The 19,878-nt window shown below is 45.6% G+C and carries 20 protein-coding genes; 17 read left to right on the forward strand and 3 right to left on the reverse strand.

The annotated features are described in order from the left end of the window. Window positions 1–33: 33 nt before the first annotated feature. Window positions 34–903: a DUF421 domain-containing protein gene (locus tag LCF57_RS03740; RefSeq protein WP_225999493.1), complete on the reverse strand. Its 870-nt coding sequence runs from the start codon at window positions 901–903 to the stop codon at window positions 34–36. Window positions 904–1,150: 247 nt separating this feature from the next. On the opposite strand from LCF57_RS03740, the gene LCF57_RS03745 reads away from it, so the two are divergent. The 15 genes from LCF57_RS03745 to LCF57_RS03815 all read left to right on the forward strand — a co-directional run bounded on the left by LCF57_RS03745 (window position 1,151) and on the right by LCF57_RS03815 (window position 15,074). Further along, the gene (locus tag LCF57_RS03745) at window positions 1,151–1,420 is read left to right on the forward strand and encodes a glutaredoxin family protein (RefSeq protein WP_225999494.1); all 270 of its coding nucleotides are present in this window, start codon (window positions 1,151–1,153) and stop codon (window positions 1,418–1,420) included. Window positions 1,421–1,462: 42 nt separating this feature from the next. After that, window positions 1,463–2,803, forward strand: coding sequence for an LLM class flavin-dependent oxidoreductase (locus LCF57_RS03750; protein WP_225999495.1), 1,341 nt, complete (start codon window positions 1,463–1,465; stop codon window positions 2,801–2,803). A gap of 17 nt (window positions 2,804–2,820) precedes the next feature. Next, on the forward strand, window positions 2,821–3,348 hold the full coding sequence (ssuE, locus tag LCF57_RS03755) for an NADPH-dependent FMN reductase (RefSeq protein WP_225999496.1): 528 nt from the start codon (window positions 2,821–2,823) through the stop codon (window positions 3,346–3,348). Between the two features lie 111 nt (window positions 3,349–3,459). Next, complete coding sequence (locus LCF57_RS03760) at window positions 3,460–4,350, forward strand: LysR family transcriptional regulator (protein ID WP_225999497.1); 891 nt, start codon at window positions 3,460–3,462, stop codon at window positions 4,348–4,350. Between the two features lie 160 nt (window positions 4,351–4,510). After that, window positions 4,511–5,359 carry a transporter substrate-binding domain-containing protein gene (locus tag LCF57_RS03765; protein WP_225999498.1) on the forward strand — a complete coding sequence of 283 codons (849 nt, stop codon included), beginning with the start codon at window positions 4,511–4,513 and terminating at the stop codon, window positions 5,357–5,359. Between the two features lie 75 nt (window positions 5,360–5,434). Beyond that, window positions 5,435–6,214: an amino acid ABC transporter permease gene (locus LCF57_RS03770; RefSeq protein ID WP_225999499.1), complete on the forward strand. Its 780-nt coding sequence runs from the start codon at window positions 5,435–5,437 to the stop codon at window positions 6,212–6,214. Beyond that, on the forward strand, window positions 6,211–6,921 hold the full coding sequence (locus LCF57_RS03775; protein ID WP_225999500.1) for an amino acid ABC transporter permease: 711 nt from the start codon (window positions 6,211–6,213) through the stop codon (window positions 6,919–6,921). The genes LCF57_RS03770 and LCF57_RS03775 overlap by 4 nt, the downstream gene beginning before the upstream one ends. Next, window positions 6,918–7,670 carry an amino acid ABC transporter ATP-binding protein gene (locus tag LCF57_RS03780; protein ID WP_225999501.1) on the forward strand — a complete coding sequence of 251 codons (753 nt, stop codon included), beginning with the start codon at window positions 6,918–6,920 and terminating at the stop codon, window positions 7,668–7,670. The genes LCF57_RS03775 and LCF57_RS03780 overlap by 4 nt, the downstream gene beginning before the upstream one ends. A 15-nt stretch (window positions 7,671–7,685) precedes the next feature. Continuing rightward, the gene (locus LCF57_RS03785; protein WP_225999502.1) at window positions 7,686–8,702 is read left to right on the forward strand and encodes an LLM class flavin-dependent oxidoreductase; all 1,017 of its coding nucleotides are present in this window, start codon (window positions 7,686–7,688) and stop codon (window positions 8,700–8,702) included. A gap of 64 nt (window positions 8,703–8,766) precedes the next feature. Further along, a complete protein-coding gene (locus LCF57_RS03790) occupies window positions 8,767–9,924 on the forward strand; it encodes an amidohydrolase (RefSeq protein WP_225999503.1) in 1,158 nt (385 codons plus the stop codon). A gap of 403 nt (window positions 9,925–10,327) precedes the next feature. Then, complete coding sequence (locus LCF57_RS03795; RefSeq protein ID WP_225999504.1) at window positions 10,328–10,783, forward strand: MarR family winged helix-turn-helix transcriptional regulator; 456 nt, start codon at window positions 10,328–10,330, stop codon at window positions 10,781–10,783. Between the two features lie 150 nt (window positions 10,784–10,933). Further along, window positions 10,934–11,812, forward strand: a complete 879-nt coding sequence (locus LCF57_RS03800; RefSeq protein ID WP_318840602.1) for a (Fe-S)-binding protein — start codon at window positions 10,934–10,936, stop codon at window positions 11,810–11,812. 438 nt (window positions 11,813–12,250) lie between these two features. Beyond that, window positions 12,251–13,048, forward strand: coding sequence for a dockerin (locus LCF57_RS03805; protein WP_225999506.1), 798 nt, complete (start codon window positions 12,251–12,253; stop codon window positions 13,046–13,048). A 358-nt stretch (window positions 13,049–13,406) separates the two neighbouring features. Then, window positions 13,407–14,459, forward strand: a complete 1,053-nt coding sequence (locus LCF57_RS03810; RefSeq protein ID WP_225999507.1) for a phosphotransferase enzyme family protein — start codon at window positions 13,407–13,409, stop codon at window positions 14,457–14,459. Window positions 14,460–14,477: 18 nt separating this feature from the next. Continuing rightward, the gene (locus LCF57_RS03815) at window positions 14,478–15,074 is read left to right on the forward strand and encodes a class I SAM-dependent methyltransferase (protein WP_225999508.1); all 597 of its coding nucleotides are present in this window, start codon (window positions 14,478–14,480) and stop codon (window positions 15,072–15,074) included. Between the two features lie 461 nt (window positions 15,075–15,535). On the opposite strand, the gene LCF57_RS03820 is transcribed toward LCF57_RS03815, so the two are convergent. Both LCF57_RS03820 and LCF57_RS03825 read right to left on the reverse strand, forming a co-directional pair. Beyond that, a complete protein-coding gene (locus LCF57_RS03820) occupies window positions 15,536–16,531 on the reverse strand; it encodes a carbohydrate kinase family protein (protein WP_225999509.1) in 996 nt (331 codons plus the stop codon). Window positions 16,532–16,553: 22 nt separating this feature from the next. Further along, window positions 16,554–17,588, reverse strand: a complete 1,035-nt coding sequence (locus tag LCF57_RS03825; protein ID WP_225999510.1) for a LacI family DNA-binding transcriptional regulator — start codon at window positions 17,586–17,588, stop codon at window positions 16,554–16,556. Between the two features lie 509 nt (window positions 17,589–18,097). On the opposite strand from LCF57_RS03825, the gene LCF57_RS03830 reads away from it, so the two are divergent. Both LCF57_RS03830 and LCF57_RS03835 read left to right on the forward strand, forming a co-directional pair. Next, window positions 18,098–18,982 (forward strand): ABC transporter permease, encoded by an 885-nt coding sequence (locus tag LCF57_RS03830; protein ID WP_225999511.1) that lies wholly within the window; start codon window positions 18,098–18,100, stop codon window positions 18,980–18,982. Window positions 18,983–18,996: 14 nt separating this feature from the next. Beyond that, on the forward strand, window positions 18,997–19,878 hold the full coding sequence (locus LCF57_RS03835; protein WP_225999512.1) for a carbohydrate ABC transporter permease: 882 nt from the start codon (window positions 18,997–18,999) through the stop codon (window positions 19,876–19,878).

The raw sequence follows: 19,878 nt of genomic DNA on the forward strand, positions 1-19,878 counted from the left end.
ATACTCGTATTCTTATGTCATATACGTATAAGCTCAGGAGTTAGATGAATTTACCGGTTGCATTTCCTGAATAGCTTCCTTCAAGTTGTGTGAGCAGAGCTCATACAACTGCTTCCTTTGCTGTTCACTGGAATTTGTGGCCAGCTTTTGCAGCTCGGTTGTACATTGCTGCAGCAGCGTCAGCACGGCTTGATTAGAGTCCTCTACCTTGGACAGCTGCACATTATCGCTGTATTGGTCAATGTACAGCTCCCCTTGCGGGTCCACCTGCGCGAAAAATACGTCTTTGACCGTCAGGCTTTTTTCTTTCAGCTTTGCATCCAGCCATTGTTGCGTAATTCCCATGTATGCCATTTGCTGCTTCATAACTTGTCCATCCATAATAATGGCTGTTGGTTCCTTCTCCGGCAGCTGCAGCATATTGAGATCCTTAAGCGTCACAGCCTGCTTGTCTTTAGTCAGCAGCACGTTGATCGCACCGCTGGTCTCCATAATAGCAAATTCCACGTCAGACACCTTGAATACATTTTTACTCCGCAGCTGCTCCATGAGCTCATCGATCGTAAGCCGTTCCTTTCGCATATTATCCTCTAAAATTTTGCCGTCTTTGATCAGGGTAGTGGTTTTTCCATCGGTAAAATCTCTGATTTTCTTGCTTTTAATTTGCAATATTTCAATGACAAATGTTGTCAGGACCCAAACTGCCAAGGCTATAAAGCCCAAGTACCAAGTGGATTCTCGCTCCATAGGAATGGTAGCGGCCAGATTCCCTATCGTGATTCCGGTTATATATTCGAACACGGAAAGCTGGGATACCTGACGTTTCCCGAGAATTTTGGCAATTAAAAATAATACAGCGACAGCCATTAATGTGCGTGTAACAACCTCGGACCAATCCTGCATATGCTCACCTCATTTCATTTTGCCGCAAGTGCGTTGATATTCCAAGCATATCCGCACCAGGGTCTGTTTAAACGCTGGCCCGCTAATTTTAGATAACCGTTAATTCCGTATTAAAATTTTCTATCGTTGCATTATCGATGTCTATTACACAGGCGATTGACGGAAAAGGGGGAGCAGGATACATTATAAATATAATTCTTATTTAATTTATCGGGATTATAAACATTAAGCTTACGGAGGTATGTATATGTCGTCCAAACCTAAGGTTGTATTGTGGAGTAAAACTGGCTGTCACTTTTGTGGAGAGATCAAATCGTACCTGGAATCCCAAAATCAGCCGTATGAAAATATTCAAATAGACGGAAATGATGCGTTGCGTGACGTACTGGAGACAAAATATGGTATTCGTTATGTCCCTGTCGTAGAGGTGGGTGGGGATAACAAATATGAAGCCCTGCTCAACCCGGATCTGGAAGAGTTGGCTAAAGTGCTGGAAAGTTACAATCAGGCGGTATAAGCCGACGGGAAATCATTATGTTCAAGAGAGGTGGAAGAGTTCATGGCTAAGAATAGACAAATCAAATTTGGTGCAATTATTCACGGTGTTGGGGGAAGCATGACGACTTGGCGTCACCCCGAAGTGCCTGCGGACGCGAGTGTTAATTTTGAATTTTATAAAACACAGGCGCAAAAGGCGGAGGAAGGCAAGTTTGACCTCGTATTTATCGCAGACGGCCTGTTTATTAACGAAAAATCCATTCCCCACTTTCTGAACCGTTTTGAACCCATTACGATTTTGTCTGCTTTGGCCGGGGTGACAAAGCATATCGGACTGGTCGGTACACTGTCGACTTCCTATAGCGAGCCGTTTACGGTAGCACGCCAGTTTTCTTCCATTGATCATATCAGTGGCGGTCGTGCAGGCTGGAACGTGGTGACTTCTCCGCTGGAAGGCTCTGCCCTCAACTTTAACAAAGGCGAGCATCCGTCGCATCCGCAGCGCTATAAGATTGCCGATGAATATTTGCAGGCAACCAAAGGGCTGTGGGATTCATGGGAAGAGGATGCGTTCATTCGTGATAAGGAAACCGGTGTATTCTTTGACCCTGAAAAGCTGCATACACTGAATCATAAAGGCGAGTTCTTCTCTGTGCAGGGGCCATTGAATATTGGGCGTTCCAAGCAGGGACAGCCGGTTATTTTCCAGGCAGGTTCCTCGGAGGATGGTAAAAACCTGGCTGCGAAGGAAGCGGACGCTGTGTTTACGGGACATGAAACGTTGGAGGAAGCGCAGCAGTTTTATCGTGATGTGAAGGAACGTGCGGTCCGCTATGGCAGATCGGAAGAGGATATCGTCATTTTACCGGGCATTTCACCGATTATCGGCAGCACGACGGAAGAAGCGGAACGGAAGTATGAGGAGATCACCAATCTGGTGACCATTGAGGCCGCGCTAAAATATTTGGGACGTTTCTTCGATCATCATGATTTCTCACAATATCCACTGGATGAGCCATTCCCTGAGCTTGAAGGTATTGGCAGCAATGCGTTCCGCAGCGGTACAGATAAAATCAAACGAACAGCCAAAGAGGAAAATCTGACTCTGCGTGAGGTTGCATTGCGTTCAGCAACGCCAAGAACCTCTTTTATCGGGACTGCTGAGCAGGTGGCGGATCGGGTGCAGGAGTGGTTCGAAAGAAAAGGAGCAGACGGATTTATTATCGGCTCTGATGTGCCATCGGGTCTGCATGACTTTGTAAATCTGGTTGTGCCTATTTTGCAGGAGCGCGGGATTTACCGCCAGGATTATGAATTTAGCACACTCCGTGAAAACCTGGGCGTGCCCATTCCAGAAAACCGCTACACCGCAGCAAGAGCCAAAGTGAAGGTAGACGCGTAACAGAAGGAGGGAACAATATGTCGAAGGTTATCATCCTGTCGGGCAGTCCGTCAACACAATCCCGTCTATATGGCTTGATTAACTATACGACTGAGCAATTGCAGGAGTCCGGAGCGGAGATCATCTTGCTGAATGTGGCCGACTTACCGGCCGAGGACCTGGTAAAGGCTAACTTTAACAGTCCCGACATCACAGCAGCACTTGCGTTGATTACAGCAGCAGACGCCATCATCGTCGCTTCTCCCGTGTACAAAGCTGCCTATTCCGGCCTGTTGAAGATATTTTTGGATTTGGTTCCGCAGGAGGGGCTGAGAGATAAGCCTGTACTTCCTTTATTTATCGGCGGCACACTGGCTCATCTGCTGGTCATTGACTATGCCTTGAAGCCAGTTCTCAACGCGCTGGGCGGAAGACATATTCTTGGCGGAGTGTATGCCGTGGATCAATGGGTCGAACGGCTGCCGGATGGCGGATACGGATTGTCCCAAGAATTGGTTGCACGGTTGGACCGTTCTGTGAAAGAGTTGAATGAGCTATTAAAGTGATAGATTTTTTCAATATTTCCATTGACAGGTCGTTCAGTGAGTTTTATGATACAAAAAAACCAAGTTAACATATTGGATAAATGTATATAAAACTTACTGGGGGACTTGCGTATGAATATCGAGAATATGGAAGCCTTTGTATACGTGAATCATTATGGCAGTTTTAACAAGGCGGCAGAAGCGTTGTTCTTGTCACAGCCCTCTGTCACAGCCCGGATTCAGACGCTGGAGCGCGAGCTGGAGTGCAAGCTGTTCGATCGCCAAAGCAAGCAAACGGTTCTGACCGAGGATGGACGAAAATTTCTTCCTTATGCGGAGCAGATGCTTCAGGTGCTGCAAAAAGGGAAGCAAAAGCTTCAACAGCGTAAGAAGGCTCCTCAGCAAATTCGTATCGGCTGCACGATATCGGTCTCAAACTATATCATGCCTGAGATATTAAAGCAGCTTCGCGCCCGTTATCCGGAGGTTAACTACAAAATTGTGACGGCTACGACGGACCAACTGGTACATAAGCTGTTGAACCGTGAGGTAGACATTAGTTTTGTCCGTAAAGTGATGCACCCTGCGATTCGCACGCTTGCTTTTTATGAAGATCCTATTTCTCTGTATGTATACGATGGTCATCCGTTTATGAAGACAGGAAAGGCCAGCATGCAGGATATTCAACATGAAACACTGGTGTTTTTTGAATGTGGATCATTGGATTGGATGAGAATTCATCGAGCTTTTGAATCACTGGAGCAGCCGCCGGATATTGCCTTTCAGGTGGATAATGTGGTCACGGCCAAAAAGCTGGTATTGGAACAAGCGGGCATTGCCTTTTTGCCGGATGTCTGTGTAAGCCGTGAAGTGAAGGATAAGAAATTGTTCCGCATTCATGTGCCAGAGGTGGCTGGCGTGTCTATGCAGATTAGCATTGTGGCGACCAAAGAAGACTGTGCAGTGACATCGGATTTTACAGATGCGTTGACAGATGGCTTCCGGGAGGCTGTTTTGTTATAGAAAAGTTCTATTGCTTGGTGGATTGACGTATAGGATTCCAGGTGTTAAATTAATCACACCTAAAAACCGATTAAACTCATTGGAATTATTAATTAGTGAATGTTGTAGCTACCACGTATGTCGCAAACTGCTGATATACAAAGAGACGAGGGGGATTTATATGAAAAAGTGGTTTGCAATATGGTCCGTTATGGCAATCATCCTGGTGTTGGCAGGCTGCGGTTCCTCAGATAACGCGTCTAGCGCGTCAGGTTCAAACGGAGATGTGAAGAAAATTATCGTTGGCACAGGTACTCAATTCAAAAATGTATGCTTTATTGACGAAAACGGAAATTTAACAGGCTTTGATGTGGAGCTGATTAAGGAGCTGGACAAGCGCCTGCCTCAATACGAATTTGAATTCAAAACGATGGATTTTGGCAATCTGCTGCTGAGTCTGGATGCCGGTAAAATCGACATGGTATCTCATCAAATGGAAAAGAACCCGGAGCGCGAAGCCAAATATCTGTTCAACAAAAATCCGTATAGCATTTTCCTGAACAGAGTTGCTGTAGCAAAGGATAACAATACGGTCCATTCGATTGACGATTTGAAAGGGAAAAAGGTACTTACCAGCCCAACCAGCAATGCGGCCTATGTGCTGAAGGAGTATAACAAAACTCACGGGAATGCTTTAAACATCGTGTATACGAGCGGTGCAGCCAATGATACGGTGCAACAAATTACGAGCGGCCGTATAGATGCTACCATTACGACAGATTTTGCGAATCGTTTTAACACGGATGAAAAAGGGGAACTAGCTCTGAAAACCGTTGGTGATCCTCTGACTCAATCGGATGTACTGTATGTATTGAACAAAAATGAGCAGGGTCTGGCGGATGATCTGGACAGAGCTATCCAGGAAGTAAAGGACGACGGCACGCTGTCAAAGCTGAGTATTAAGTGGCTCGGCGAGGACTTTACCAAGTCTCTGGAAGATGTGAAAAAGGAAAGCAGCAGCAAGAAATAAGGATAGGTTTGAATGTTCAGCGGTCAGGGTACTTCGTGTATTCTGATCGCTGATGTATAGGAAGGAGGCAGGCATATGAGCAGAGAGTTCAATATTGACTATGTCTTTAGCTTTATCCCGAAAATGCTGTCTTATTTGCACATCACGTTGTTTATTGTGGCAAGCTCGCTAGTATTGGGGCTGATGATCGGTCTGTTGGTTGCGCTGCCTCGCATGTATAACATTCCATTTCTCAAACGTGTTTCTCAGGTATATGTTTCCTTTTTTCGCGGAACGCCTATTTTAATCCAGCTGTTTCTGGTGTATTACGGCTTGCCGGAGCTGCTTAAGCTGGTGGATATCAATTCCTCCAGATGGGATGTATTGTGGTTTGCCATTGCGACCTACGCGCTTAACAGCGGGGCGTTTATTTCGGAGATTATCCGGTCAGGTGTGGAAGCCGTAGATCGGGGACAAATCGAGGCTGCACATTCGGTCGGCATGACCGGATATCAGACCTTTATACGCATTATTTTGCCACAAGCGCTGGCTGTTGTGGTTCCGGTATTTTCCAACTTGGTGATTGGTAATCTGAAGGATACGTCACTGGCGTTTACCATCGGAGCGATGGAGATGACAGGGAAATCACAGACATTAGGCTCGGCTACCCAGCATTTTGTTGAAACCTATATTGCACTATCTCTGATCTATCTGGTGATCAGTCTGATTTTACAAAAATTGTTCAAGGTGCTGGAAAATATGCTTCTCCGGCATGAGCATCGGGATCGTGTCCAGAATGAGCCGGAACAACGAAAAGGTTTTGTGGTGCGGCACCTGAGGAGTCTGCGTCTTAGCAAAGGAGGTAAAGGCATATGAGTCTGGATTTTGGATTTATATATACCGCCTTTTTGGGGTTGTTCTCCGCGTTGCCCAACACTTTAATCATTACGGTGATTTCCGTTCTGGCTGGACTGGTCATTGGTTTGCTAACGGCTCTAGCCCGAATTTATAAAGTTCCAGTGTTGTCCCAGATTTCGCACGGTTACGTTACCTTTATCCGGGGTACCCCGATGCTGATGCATTTGCTGCTTATTTATTTCAGCTTGCCTTTGTTGATTGATACGGGAGCGAAGCATTTCGGCTGGTCATTTCATTCCAAAGACGTTCCCTATATGGTATTTGCACTTATTTCTTTTTCCATTACCAGTGGCGCGTATATGTCGGAGGTCGTTCGTTCCGGTATTCAATCGGTGAACCGGGGACAAATCGAGGCTGCATATGCAGTCGGCATGACGACAGGGCAGGTGCTGAGACGAATCGTATTTCCGCAGGCGTTTGTAGTGAGCTTGCCGAACCTGACGAATTCCGTTATTGGGATGCTTCATGGCTCCACCTTGGCCTTCACGGTTTCGGTAACAGAGATCCAGGCGCAGGCTGAAATTTTGGCATCCATCAACTGGAAATATTTGGAGGTGTATATTGCGGCCGCGCTGCTCTTCTGGGGTTTGACGGTGCTGATTGAGCGAATATCCGGCTTGGTAGAGAAAAAAATCAATGTGTTTAATGGAGGTAGAGCATCATGATCCGTCTGCAAAATATAACAAAATCGTTCGGCAAGCATGACGTGCTCAAAGGCATTGATTTGACCGTGAACAAGGGCGAGGTCGTCGTTATTTTGGGCCCAAGCGGTTCCGGCAAAACGACCTTGCTGCGCTGCATCAATTATTTGGAAAAGCCGAATGACGGGGAGGTCAGCATCGGCGATTTTACGGTGAACTGCAAGCGGCCTGCGAAAAAGGATGTTCTGGCTTTACGCCAAAAGACGGCCATGGTCTTTCAGCAATACAATTTGTTCAAGCATAAAACGGCGCTGGAAAACGTAATGGAAGGACTTGTCGTGGTCCGCAAGGTGAAGCAGGAGGAAGCGAAAAAAATCAGTATCGAAGTGCTGGAAAAGGTCGGTCTGGGCGAGAAGCTCAATCATTATCCGAGCCAGCTATCCGGTGGACAGCAGCAGCGTGTTGGCATTGCGCGTGCTTTGGCGCTGAACCCGGAAGTCATTTTGTTCGATGAACCGACCTCGGCGCTGGACCCTGAACTGGTGGGCGAGGTGCTATCAGTTATTCGCAAGATCGCGAAGGAAGGCATTACGATGATTGTTGTCACACATGAAATGGGCTTTGCGCGCGATGTTTCAAATCATGTGGTATTTATGGACGGCGGTCATATTATCGAGGCAGGCACACCGGACGATATTTTCAACCGCCCCAAAGAAGAACGGACAAAGCAATTCCTGAAACGGATTACACCAGAATATAACTACTCAATATAGACGGGAGAGGGAGACATGAGTATTAAAATCGGAGTATTGGATCAAAGCCCTATAGGCGAGGGAGAAACAGCGGCACAGGCGCTTCGCAACACAATTAAACTGGCGCAGCGTGTAGAGGAGTTGGGATTTTCACGCTTTTGGGTATCAGAACATCACGATTCCGAGCAGGTTGCGGGTTCTTCGCCAGAGGTACTCATCTCCCATTTACTGGCACGTACCGAGCATATTAAAATCGGCTCTGGCGGAGTGATGCTGCAGCATTACAGCCCGTATAAAGTAGCCGAAAACTTCAATGTGCTGGCATCTCTTGCGCCGGGTCGCATAGATTTGGGCATTGGCCGTGCGCCGGGCGGATTACCGAAGTCTACCCAGGCGTTACAGCGTAACGTGCATGGCGCGCCTTCTCTCGAAGAAAAAATTGATGAAGTAAGTCGTTATATTCATAATATTCCGTCGGAGGAAGGGCCGTTGGCTGGACTACAGGCTAATCCAATTCCGGAAACACCAGCGGATATTTACGTTTTGGGTACAAGCACAGACAGCGCTGGGATTGCTGCACGTTTGGGGCTGCCCTATGTCTTCTCACAATTTATCAATAGCAGCGAGCAGGTTGCCTTGGATTCATTTCGTACGTATCGGGAGTCTTTCGATTACAGTTATGGACGTGAGCCAAAAGCTCTTTTTGCGCTTTCGGTCATTGTGGCAGACACTTCCGAGGAAGCTGCGGAGTTGGCAGGAGAGCACAAGCTGTACAAGATTCATCTGGCCAGTGGCAAAACGGCGACGGTGGGAACGCTGGAAAGTGCAGAGGATTTCGGCAAGCAATCGGGTGAAGAGTATACGATTGAAGTAACGGAAGCGCAGATTAACAAAGGCAATAAAGACGAAATCTATGCGACGTTGACGGAAATTCAAGCCAAATATCAAGCCGACGAGCTGATCGTAACGACGGGAATACGGGATATTGAAAAGCGCGTGCGCTCGTTCGAATTGTTGCACGAAGCTTTTGCCGGATCGCTTGTGCAATCCTAGATTCTAAATGCTATCGGCTTGAAAAAAGTTGTAACTATTCTGGATTCACGAAGGAGGAATAGCAATGAGTGGATCAATCGGGACAAAGGAGCAGGTTTTGGAGCAGAAGCTGGTGGACATTCGTCGCCACCTTCACCGAAATCCCGAGCTGTCGAATGAGGAAGTTGAAACGACTGCCTATATCCGCCGTCTGCTGGAAGAACAGAGCATAACTATTCTGGATGTGCCACTGCGTACCGGGTTGGTGGCAGAAATCGGCGGGCAGCAGGAGGGGCCGATTGTGGCGCTTCGAGCGGACATTGATGCACTGCCGATTCAGGAGGAGACTGGACTGGCTTATGCCTCGGTACATCCGGGCAAGATGCATGCCTGCGGGCATGATTTTCATACGGCTTCCCTCTTCGGGGCTGCTGTATTGCTAAGACAGCGGGAGCAGGAGCTGAAAGGTACGGTTCGGCTGGTGTTTCAGCCAGCCGAGGAAAGGGCCAAGGGTGCACTCCAAGTGCTGGACAGCGGTGCACTGGCAGGCGTACAGGCCATATTCGGCCTGCATAATAAACCGGATCTGCCCGTAGGCACGGTCGGTATCAAGGAAGGTCCGCTAATGGCAGCGGCGGACGGTTTTTACATCGAGGTAGAGGGGTTGAGCACGCACGCAGCCGTGCCGCATGCAGGGATTGATCCGATTGTGGTCTCGTCACATATCATAACAGCCCTGCAATCCATTGTGAGCCGGAGTGTCAACCCGCTGGACAGCGCAGTGATCAGTGTTACGAAGCTGCATAGTGGCAACGCCTGGAACATCATTCCGGATCGTGCCCATCTGGACGGTACAATTCGGACGTTCGACGAGAACGTACGAGCACAGGTGACTGAACGCTTTGAGCAGGTGGTCAAAGGCGTTGCCGATGCTTTTTCCACGAAAGCGACCATCCGCTGGATCGAGGGCCCGCCACCTGTGCTGAATGACGGGCAGCTGGCCGTCATTGCGGAGCAGGCAGCCGAAGCTGTCGGCCTGGGGGTCGTTCGCCCCGTACCCTCCTCGGCGAGCGAGGATTTTGGGTTTTATCAGAAGAGCATCCCCGGTATGTTTGTCTTTGTCGGCACTTCGGGGAGCCAGGAATGGCATCATCCAGCCTTTGACCTGGACGAACGCGCGTTGCCGGGAACGGCGAAGCTGCTGGCTTCGCTGGCAGAATCGGCATTGGTATCCATAGAGTAGGGGAGGTGAGTCTACTCTTTCGATATAGATCCCCTCTTTGCAGAGAGGGGATCTTTTTTGCACGGGAAATCATGCAATGTGAAAATTGTGACCTACCGCACCAATAGAATATTTTTTTCTGACAAGTAAGTATGTGGTGCTGTCAAATAGGTGGCTGAATTGTACAAATCCATTGGCTTCAGGCCGGTGAATCACAGGAGTACTGGGGATTGCACTTTCTGCAATAGATTTCATAAGAATGGGATTTTAGCAAGATTAGGAACGTCAAGCACTATTTTACCCCATTTCACCATTACCGTTAGAATGAAATCAGAGAATGGAGACTGTGACAAATTGCGCTGACAAAACACCCGGATTTTGAAATAGTGTAGATACACGAAAAGATGGAAGGAAAGAAGAACCTATGACTGCGTCAAGGAAGGATAAAAAATCATCGCAGAGGAGCTCGCCCTCAGTCTGCACATGCATTAATCTGCGCCGTTCCTCGATGGCTGTAACAGGGTTGTATGACCGGTATCTGGCTCCAAGTGGACTCAATATCAGCCAGTTCTCGCTGCTCAAGCATTTAACGGTGCTGGGACCGGTAAGCGTAAGCGAATTAGCGTTGGAGATGCGGCTCGACCGGACCACGCTTGTGCGCAATTTGAAGGCACTGGAGCAAAGTGGGTATGTGGAGGATACATCCGCTGAGGGAAGCCGGAACCGCTGCCTTACTCTGACGGGGAGTGGAAAAGAGGTATATAACGATGCAGCAGAGCTATGGGAGAAGGCGCAGCTTTTTTTGCAGGAGTCACTGGGAAGCGACGATTTGCAGATATTGACCGCACTGTTATCCAAAATTGAAAAATTGAGCCTGTGATTAGTCGCCACCTAAAACGGAGGTATGCTGACTTATTCGTGTATATACACGAATAAGGGTTGAAATGTGTATCGCAGCCACTAACCTGTCGCCGGGTACCCGCAAGAAAGCGAGAGATATAAAATAATCTAGAAGAGGGATGTGGATAGGATGGTAGTGCCTGTACCGGATATGAAAGAACTCATCGCTGCCGAGATGAAGATCTATGTGAGCGAAGATAAAGGCAATTTCTGTGAAGAATTGCAGTGCCCTTACTACGAAGAACCGATTATTCAATTTGCTGCGGCCAATGATCCTTTGTTTGAGGAGTATAAAAGAGTGGTTGGCCCTGACCATGCTACGCCGCAGGAAGCCTTCGAACGGACCCTCGGCGCAGGAAGTTTTGATGGAGGCACCGTTATCAGTGTTGTTTTGCCGATCAGCGAGACGATCCGCAAGGCCAATCGTGCGCAAAAAGCAAGAGCCTCTAGAGAGTGGGCGCTGCTGCGGACCTTTGGCGATGAATATTTTGTACGTTCGGCAAGGCAGCATTTGGCGGGATATCTGACCGGGCTTGGTTACCGTGCGGTGGCGCCGCTGGATACGGATTGGTACAGCATCCACGGTGCCGCAGATGGTCCGGTCTCTAACTGGTCGGAACGGCATATCGCGTATGCAGCCGGCCTCGGCACCTTCAGTATCAACGACGGTTTCATTACCGAGAAAGGAATTGCCATCCGTCTGCTGTCTGTAGTAACTGATCTGCAGGTGCCGCCTGATGCCAGAGCGTCCTTGAACTTGAGCCATACTGGGAACTGCCTGCTGTGCAGTAAAGGCATTTGCGGTGTGTGCATTACCCGCTGCCCTGTGCAGGCTATCAGCAAGGAAGGCGGCCATGACAAAATAGCCTGCATGAAATTTGTGTACGGTGAGGAATCCCGGAAATGGGCAGTGTTAAATGGGGGAGAGGCTAAATCGGGTGCCGGTTGCGGACTTTGCCAGACCAAGGTACCCTGTGAAAGCCGGAATCCGATGCGGACCGCTCGCTAGTGTTATTTTTCCTAAATATCTATCCTGTTTTTATTTCTAGTGTGGATTACAACCTGAACAGTAAGTTTAAAAAGTTTACAGGTGAATTGGGTGTTGATGATAAGACTAAGAATAACCCGAGAAGTTGTTATGCCACCTGTTTCTGGGTGGCTTTTTTATTTGACGTTTTTTTGTTCCAATGATAATATAAAATTGTTATTTTATTCAAATTTGAGAGTGGGTGTAATGGAAGAATCATAGAATAATAGTTTGTCATTCTGGATATGCTTGTTGAAATTAAATTATATGGAGGTTAAAGAAATGACGAAGAAAAAAGGAATGATCATGGCTTCTTTTTCATTGGTTGTGGCTGCTTCGTTACTGGTTGGCGGGGCTAATGTGGGTTCAGCGGCTTCTAATATTGAAAGCGCTTCCTAAACTGAGTCCACGAGTATTAGCTTGGCTGCTTCCGATATACCTGCAAAATTTAAGCCATCGGTAGAATGGGTTTGGAAGAATAGAATCGTTAAAGAAGGTTCAACGAACCGTAAAAATTTGATTTTTGATCAAATATATGCGGGAAAAGGGACGCTAAATTATGTTGTACGCTGGCAATCTCCCAAAAATCTCACATTACAGCAGCGCAAAGATATGGCTTCCATGCTGAGTCGTCAGGTCAATAACTGGAATAAGCAGTTGAAAGGGTATGATGGCTGGCCTTATGATCATATTACTGTAAAAATAGTAGGCTGGGCAGTTGCGAATCCAACACAAATACTTAATAAACAATCTAATGAAATCGTATATACGGACACGATTACAGATGATTTGAGCAAAACGAACCCGGCTATTCCTGCCAAGCTCCCAGTTGCGCCTGACGTACTGTCCAGATTTGAACATTTTAATGATCCCAACTATGCTTATCCCGGCGGATTGGACAAGCGGTTTGATTTGTATCTGTGGGGAACAGCTAATTTCGGCGGTGGGGCCGGTGGTGACTGGGGGCAACGGATGTCTGATGATTATATCCTGAGCACCCTGAACTCTGATGAAGTTCATGTTACAGAGCATGAGATGGGGCATGGATTCGGCTTGCCTGATTTCTATGAAGAAAATGATCGTCCGCCCGGTGGATTCCCTACACCAACCATTATGTGGGCCGGAAATTCTTCCAAGATAACAGAGTGGGATGCCTGGATGTTGCGTTATACCTGGAGCCAGATCAAGAAGGATACTTCCCGTTTTCCTACCCGATAAAAAGATACTTAAATAGCGCAAAAAAGCTGATGAATAGGGACCGTTTCTTCCGGAAGTCGCCATATTGGCGGCTTTTTTGTTTTAACGATGTAAGTTCTTGTCCCAAACTAAGGAAAAGAACTTGTATTTCATAGCCGATTAGATAGTTATCTAACCATTACAGAATAGAAGGGTATGCGCTGAACAAGTATGATTGCTTTCAGTGGCGATTTAAAGCAACATACAGAGGAGGAGAAGTTTTTAAATGTGGGAAAAATTATAGCGCTTTTAAGGAAAAACCTTTCGTCGATGCGAGTTGTAGTTTCAATGGATTGTTTAATTATGTTATCATTTTTAATGAAAGGAAGCATTCTTTAACATGACAGACATAGAACTTATACAAAGCGGATTAAAATTATTCTTTGTCCAAAAATGTGAAATTATTCACATTATCAACAACTCCAGATCGAATGAAAAGAGATATATAAGCTTTGCCATGGCTGGTGGTCAGCTAAGGATTGTTATTAAAATGTATTCCTCATCCTACGTCGATTCTTTGAGGATTCATTCCTGGCAACGCTTGGCGGACATCTACTGGAAAGAAGGAGTTGTGACTCCCCAATTCTTGCCAAGCTTGAGCGGGAAATTTGCTGAAGCGGTTATGATTGAAGACGATACCTTCTATATATGGGTTGAAGAATACATTGCAAGCAAATATCAATTGGGAAGGGGGATCAAGTTGGAAGAGCAATCTTTGTTCGTATTTAAACGAATTGGACAAATGAAAGGTAAAATGCATCGCTTAGCTTTTGAGAACCAAATCAAATGTGATTGGGTAAGTCCTTGGCGGCTCTACGAGCCGTTCACAGCAGAAGAGGAGTGCGATGAAAATTACACTAATGCACTGTGGTTATATAATTCATTCAAGGATACGGAAGAAGCAGGCCAAGTGATAGAGGAAATATGGAGCATTTATAACAGCAATAGGAGGAAATTAAAGGAATTCTATGATCATTTGCCTACGGGGCAAGTGCAGGGAGACTTTTCGCCGGCGAATTTTATTGTTAATCCACGGAACAGCATTATAGGAATCTATGATTATAACCTCTCAGGAAGTGATGCCTTTATCTCGGATTGTATTCAAGAAGGAATATTTCTCGCGTATGAATGTTATGAAACGGAATGGTTTGATGATGAGCATGTGCAGGCTATGGATAAGCGCTTTGAAGAATACATAAAAGGCTATACAACAGAATATCCATTATGTGACATGGAATTTAAAGCGATTCCCCTCTTATATAGTATCTCCAGACCTATAAGGTTTGACAAGATTGCCCTTACTATAAAAAAATACAATGAAAAGAAGTTCGACGAGGTCAATGAACGATTGCTCTGGATGCGGACGGAATTGAACAAACCAAACATAACTTAATGATGGGGGGCATTATCAATGAATATGAATGATGAGAAATTACTGCAATATTATCTGGAACTCAAAGGTCCGGATGCGGGAGAATGGAACTCTTCTCCACAGTGCATTCACACACAGTTGGTGACAAGGGATTACGTAAAGAAGACATTCGATATGTTTGATGAAATCCAAGTATGTAATGTTGGGATCGGAACTGGAGATTGGGATGATTACCTTGGATATTGGCTTAATGGAAGAGGTAGTTTAACGAGCATTGATATTGACGAAAGTATTTGCGAGATATTTGAGTATAGACAACAGAGGGAGCGGCATCCGAATCCATCAAAGGTTTTATGCAAGAGCATATTCGATTCCGATTTGCCACAAGAAACCTTTGATATTGTAACCCTAATTGGGTCCGCTATTAATGAAACAGGGGACTTCAAGAAATGCTTGGATTCGTGTTTTAGTCTAATCAAGCATGGGGGACATTTGATGTTTATGGCAAGTTTAAAATATACACCTGTTGAAATGTTGGAAGAATACATAAGTAATACTAATTATCATATTGTGCAAAAAAATGTATACGAAGTGTTCCCTGAATATCCGTTTTTCATCAGCAAAATCAGAAAATAATCAGGCTATGTGTAAATCGACTTACTGTAGCCACTCTAATTCTATAGGTTTGGTTGCACAACCTGCTGCTAACTTCTAGAATTTCGTGAATATTTTTTTGCATTTGCGATATAAAAATATCCAATTGTAAAGTGGTTATATATACTTTTACCTTCCTTCAGGTGCTCTCATCGACACAAGTACAAACCAGTTCAGTGAAATAGGTTAACGTGAGTGGTTGAAGTTATACTTCGGATATTTCGAGGAGGAATTCAGCGAATTTGACATTTATAAGGACGCGGTGCTCCCGCTTTATTTTATTAATCGTGAATAACAAGAATCCGCTTCATAAATAATAAGTTTTAATCTTCATCAAGCTTCCCGTCAGATAAGCGAAAGATCACCCTGATCAGCATTACCTTCCAAAGAATAACTAAAAAGGTGTCCAGCGACCCTTGGATCGTCGGACACCTTTGCTATTCTTACGCTTCAATTTTTGATTCACCCTGTTGCTCTACGAAACGCTTAACTTCTTCCAACGACGGCAAGGCTGCAATCGCTCCAACTTTGGTGCACACGATGGCGCCGACTTGATTGGCAAGTGTTACAAATTCCTGCTGTTGCTTCGCGTCGGAGGTAAATGCCTTAGGCTGACTCAGCTGGCTGATTTGATACAGCATAGCTCCGACGAAGGCATCTCCGGCACCGGTAGAGTCGATCGATTTAACAGTAATACTGCTGATGAGCGAACGGGAGGCACCGTTTGAGATGAGGGTTCCTTCTTTCCCCAAGGTAACTGCCACCGTCTTGGCTCCCAACCCATGCAAAAGATCCAATGAAGCATTGCGGTCAGTCAGCCCTGTAATGATGTTTAATTCCTCTTCACTTACCTTTACGAAATCAGCATTGTGTATTCCTCTTCTGGACAGTGTGATAAATTCCTCAAGCCTGTCTTTCCAGAGGTCCCCCCGGTAATTGGGATCAAAGGAGGTGAATTGCCCATTGGCCTTTGCTTCGTCCAATAAAGATAAATACGCTTCACGGAAAGGATCGGCGAGCAAGGCCGTTGCCGAGCCAAAATGCAGTATGGCAGCTTGCCGGGTCCATTCTCTATCAATGTCCTGCAGAGACAGCTGACGGTCAGCTCCGCGGTTGAATACGAAATCCCGTTCCCCGTTAGCGGCAAGGGAAACAAAGGCCAGTGTAGTCGGCGTTGCCGGATCAAAAAGGAGCATGGAAGTATCCACATGCTGCTCATCCAGCGTTTGCTTCAGGTACATGCCGAAGGGATCTGCTCCGACTTTCCCCAAGAATGACGCTTTTCCTCCAAGCTTGGCTACAGCTGCGCTTACATTTGCCGGAGCACCGCCGGCCTGCTTGGAGAAATGCTGACCCTTGACAAGATTGACGTCAATATCTGTACAGAAAAAATCAATGAGCAGTTCGCCCACACAAAGAACCGTTACGTCATTTTTCACTTTGATTCACCTCTTGATAGATTTAGTTTAGAACAGGCGTCGAGTCCCGGTATACGATATCCGTCGCCACATGGGTCACTCGGTACGGCATGGTATTGTCTTTGATTCTGGACAATAACATTTCGGCTGAAATAATACCCATTTGGCTACTGTAAATATGCACGGTTGTAAGATGGGGCTCGACAACCCGGGATTCTGAAGCATCATCGAACCCGCAGACAGCAACATCTTCGGGGGCTTTAATCCCCTTGTTCTTCAACGATTTTATCACGCTGATGGCAATGAAATCATTGGCGCAAATAAAGACGGAGGGGCACTCCTTCAGGGCATCCAATTGCTGCTCCATCCAGTTCTCCTCTATAAAGAAGTTGCGGTCCGGCGCTACAATACTATGGGCAGGATCCGGGGTGATTCCGGCTTCTGCCAGGGCCTTATTGAATCCGGTCCAGCGTTCATTGAAGCTTTTGCAGTGATTGTAATCGCCTACAAAACCGAAGCTTTCATAGCCATGATCGATTAACTTCCGGGTAACACAGTATGTGCTGTGCTCATTTTCCATTAATACCAGATCCGCCTTTAAATCCGCATACATCATATCCGCAGCGCAATCAATAAAAATGGTTGGGATGCCAAGATCCGTGATCAGCTTGCTGTATTCCTTGCTAAACATTTCAATGCAGAAGATGCCAGCCACATTCGAAGGCTCGAAATTACCAGGTAGGGTCATCGTATTGATATCGTTCTCACGAACAAAGAAAATAGATAAAGTGTAGCCCTGGTTGCTGATTTCCTTCTCCAGCCCGCTGATCAGCAACGATCCAAAGTGTGAGCTATTGGGAAGATTACAGGTCAAAAGTGCGATATTGCCTTGTTTCTCAGAAGCTGTTTCCATATAAGAAAATTGTTTGTATTTAAGCTCCACCGCTTTTTTGATCACCTTGTCCCTGGTAACGGCAGGAATATTCTCCACTCCATTAAGCGCCTTGGATGCAGTGTTTCTGGAAATTCCCAAGGCATCGGCGATGTCTTGAATAGTAACCTTTGACTTTCTCGTCATATTGTTCCACCTTATTCTCCGAATTAAGATTCTTCATAATTCTAAATATATAGTATTTTGATGCTTTTAACAATGGATTTATTCAAATGAACAAAAATATTTTACATTTTTTTATTCAAAGAGTGCATTTATAAGAATTTAGCGTTAAAAATAATACATTTTTCTTAGTTCATGCAATTTTAGTGAATTTATTTGTCCAAAATATATTGACTTATTAAATGTCTATCTGTTAAATTGTAAGAGTAAAAAATGTTCAAATGTAAAATGTAAACCCATTCATTTTGCGAAAGTGTAAATTGATAGTTCTGTTGGAGGTGGGGGTATTACCAGCAAAGCATTTGAAAAACATCTTGGTGAATTATGTCAGAGAGATGACATAACATGGCTTATAAATTGTCTTTTATAACAAGCCGTGAACAGTAGGAGGGAAAAGATTGGCAAACTCGATCGTTCAAAACAGGGGAGTTAGGGCTTCAGAAACAAAAAAAAGAAACCATTGGCTAAGTTACATGGTTCGAAATTATATATTATATTTGTTTCTGGTTCCGTCCATAATTCTTACCGTCATTTTCAAGTATGTTCCCATGTACGGATCGATCATTGCGTTTAAAGATTTCAGTCCAAGAAAAGGCATCATGGGTAGCGAATGGGTTGGCTTCGAACATTTTCAGCGGTTTCTTTCATCACCAAATTTTTATGACATTTTAATGAATACGCTTAAATTAAGTGCTTACGGTCTTATTCTCGGTTTCCCAGTACCCATCATTCTGGCCTTGATGCTAAATCTGATCCGAGGAGCGAAGCTCAAAAAAAATATTCAGCTTATTGTATATGCACCTAACTTTATCTCGGTTGTTGTTGTTGCCGGTATGCTGTTTGTTTTTCTATCGCCGACTGGAATAGTGAATGCTTTGGTAACAACCTTTACCGGCAAGCCGATTTCTTTTATGACTGATCCTGCCTATTTCCGAACGGTATATATTTTGTCCGGTATATGGCAAACAGCGGGCTGGTCCTCTATCATTTATGTGGCCACCTTGTCCAATGTGGACCCGCAGCTGCATGACGCTGCAACAATTGATGGCGCTTCTTTGATCAAGAGAATCTTCCACATTGATCTGCCGGCTCTCAAACCCGTCATGGCCGTCCTGTTCATTCTCGCTGCAGGAGGCATCATGTCGATCGGTTATGAAAAGGCTTACCTGATGCAAACAGCACTGAACACGCCAACCTCGGAAATCATCGCGACTTATGTATACAAGGTGGGGTTGCAATCCGGTGATTATGCTTATTCTACGGCAATCGGGTTATTCAATTCCGTGATTAATGTGGTCCTGCTGATTTTCGTAAATACTGTCGTCAAGAAGTTGAACGAAGGGGAAGGGCTGTATTAAAGAAGGAGGTATTCATGAATATTCAATACACCGGGAAGGACCGGATTCTGCTCATCATCAATTATATTCTGCTTGGTTTGTTTGTTCTCGCTATTCTGATCCCGCTGATTTATGTGGTGCTGGCGTCCTTTTTGACTCCAAACACCCTAATTACCAAAGGGCTGGCCATTGCATCATCCGACTGGACAGTCACAGGATATGCCAAAATCCTAAACAACAGTGCCATGGTCCGCGGTTTTTTTAATTCAATTTTTTATTCAGCAGCTTTTGCGTTCGCAACCGTATTTTTTTCCGTCTTCGCGGCTTACCCGCTTGCGATTGAAGGGCTGATCGGGAAACGGCCCATTATGGTCTTTTTCCTGATTACGATGTTTTTCGGTGGCGGTCTGATTCCGACCTATCTGGTGGTTAAGGATTTAGACATGTTGAATACAGTGTGGGCTATTATCCTGCCTGGCTCGATCAGCGTATTCAATATTATTTTGGCAAAGACTTACTTCCAGGGGCTTCCCAAAGAGCTGTTCCAGGCGGCGAGCATAGACGGAGCTTCCGAGCTCAGTATTTTCTTTAAAATCGTCCTGCCGCTGTCGAAGCCTATTATTTTTGTTCTGGCTTTATACGCTTTTGTCGGACAGTGGAATTCTTATTTCGACGCCATGATTTATCTCGATGATCCGAAGCTGTTTCCACTTCAACTGGTGCTGCGCTCCATTCTGATACAGAATCAGGTTCAGCCCGGTATGATTGCCGATGCGCTGGCGCAAGCGGAGCTTAAGAAATTGTCCGAAATGATTAAATACTCTGCCATTGTCATATCAAGTTTGCCTTTGATTGTCATGTATCCATTCTTCCAGAAGTATTTCGAAAAGGGTGCCATGGTAGGTTCGATCAAATAA

It is taken from the genome of Paenibacillus sp. BJ-4, assembly GCF_020404765.1.
Taxonomy (GTDB): domain Bacteria; phylum Bacillota; class Bacilli; order Paenibacillales; family Paenibacillaceae; genus Paenibacillus.

Bases quoted from the DNA above. Each gene is read 5' to 3' on its own strand.
- LCF57_RS03800 (WP_318840602.1), top strand. From the start codon at position 10,934: ATGGTAGTGCCTGTACCGGATATGAAAGAACTCATCGCTGCCGAGATG.
- LCF57_RS03745 (WP_225999494.1), top strand. From the start codon at position 1,151: ATGTCGTCCAAACCTAAGGTTGTATTGTGGAGTAAAACTGGCTGTCAC.
- LCF57_RS03765 (WP_225999498.1), top strand. From the start codon at position 4,511: ATGAAAAAGTGGTTTGCAATATGGTCCGTTATGGCAATCATCCTGGTG.
- LCF57_RS03750 (WP_225999495.1), top strand. From the start codon at position 1,463: ATGGCTAAGAATAGACAAATCAAATTTGGTGCAATTATTCACGGTGTT.
- LCF57_RS03770 (WP_225999499.1), top strand. From the start codon at position 5,435: ATGAGCAGAGAGTTCAATATTGACTATGTCTTTAGCTTTATCCCGAAA.
- LCF57_RS03810 (WP_225999507.1), top strand. From the start codon at position 13,407: ATGACAGACATAGAACTTATACAAAGCGGATTAAAATTATTCTTTGTC.
- LCF57_RS03825 (WP_225999510.1), bottom strand. From the start codon at position 17,588: ATGACGAGAAAGTCAAAGGTTACTATTCAAGACATCGCCGATGCCTTG.
- LCF57_RS03815 (WP_225999508.1), top strand. From the start codon at position 14,478: ATGAATATGAATGATGAGAAATTACTGCAATATTATCTGGAACTCAAA.
- LCF57_RS03740 (WP_225999493.1), bottom strand. From the start codon at position 903: ATGCAGGATTGGTCCGAGGTTGTTACACGCACATTAATGGCTGTCGCT.
- LCF57_RS03760 (WP_225999497.1), top strand. From the start codon at position 3,460: ATGAATATCGAGAATATGGAAGCCTTTGTATACGTGAATCATTATGGC.
- LCF57_RS03790 (WP_225999503.1), top strand. From the start codon at position 8,767: ATGAGTGGATCAATCGGGACAAAGGAGCAGGTTTTGGAGCAGAAGCTG.
- LCF57_RS03785 (WP_225999502.1), top strand. From the start codon at position 7,686: ATGAGTATTAAAATCGGAGTATTGGATCAAAGCCCTATAGGCGAGGGA.
- LCF57_RS03780 (WP_225999501.1), top strand. From the start codon at position 6,918: ATGATCCGTCTGCAAAATATAACAAAATCGTTCGGCAAGCATGACGTG.
- LCF57_RS03835 (WP_225999512.1), top strand. From the start codon at position 18,997: ATGAATATTCAATACACCGGGAAGGACCGGATTCTGCTCATCATCAAT.
- ssuE (WP_225999496.1), top strand. From the start codon at position 2,821: ATGTCGAAGGTTATCATCCTGTCGGGCAGTCCGTCAACACAATCCCGT.
- LCF57_RS03830 (WP_225999511.1), top strand. From the start codon at position 18,098: ATGGTTCGAAATTATATATTATATTTGTTTCTGGTTCCGTCCATAATT.
- LCF57_RS03775 (WP_225999500.1), top strand. From the start codon at position 6,211: ATGAGTCTGGATTTTGGATTTATATATACCGCCTTTTTGGGGTTGTTC.
- LCF57_RS03795 (WP_225999504.1), top strand. From the start codon at position 10,328: ATGACTGCGTCAAGGAAGGATAAAAAATCATCGCAGAGGAGCTCGCCC.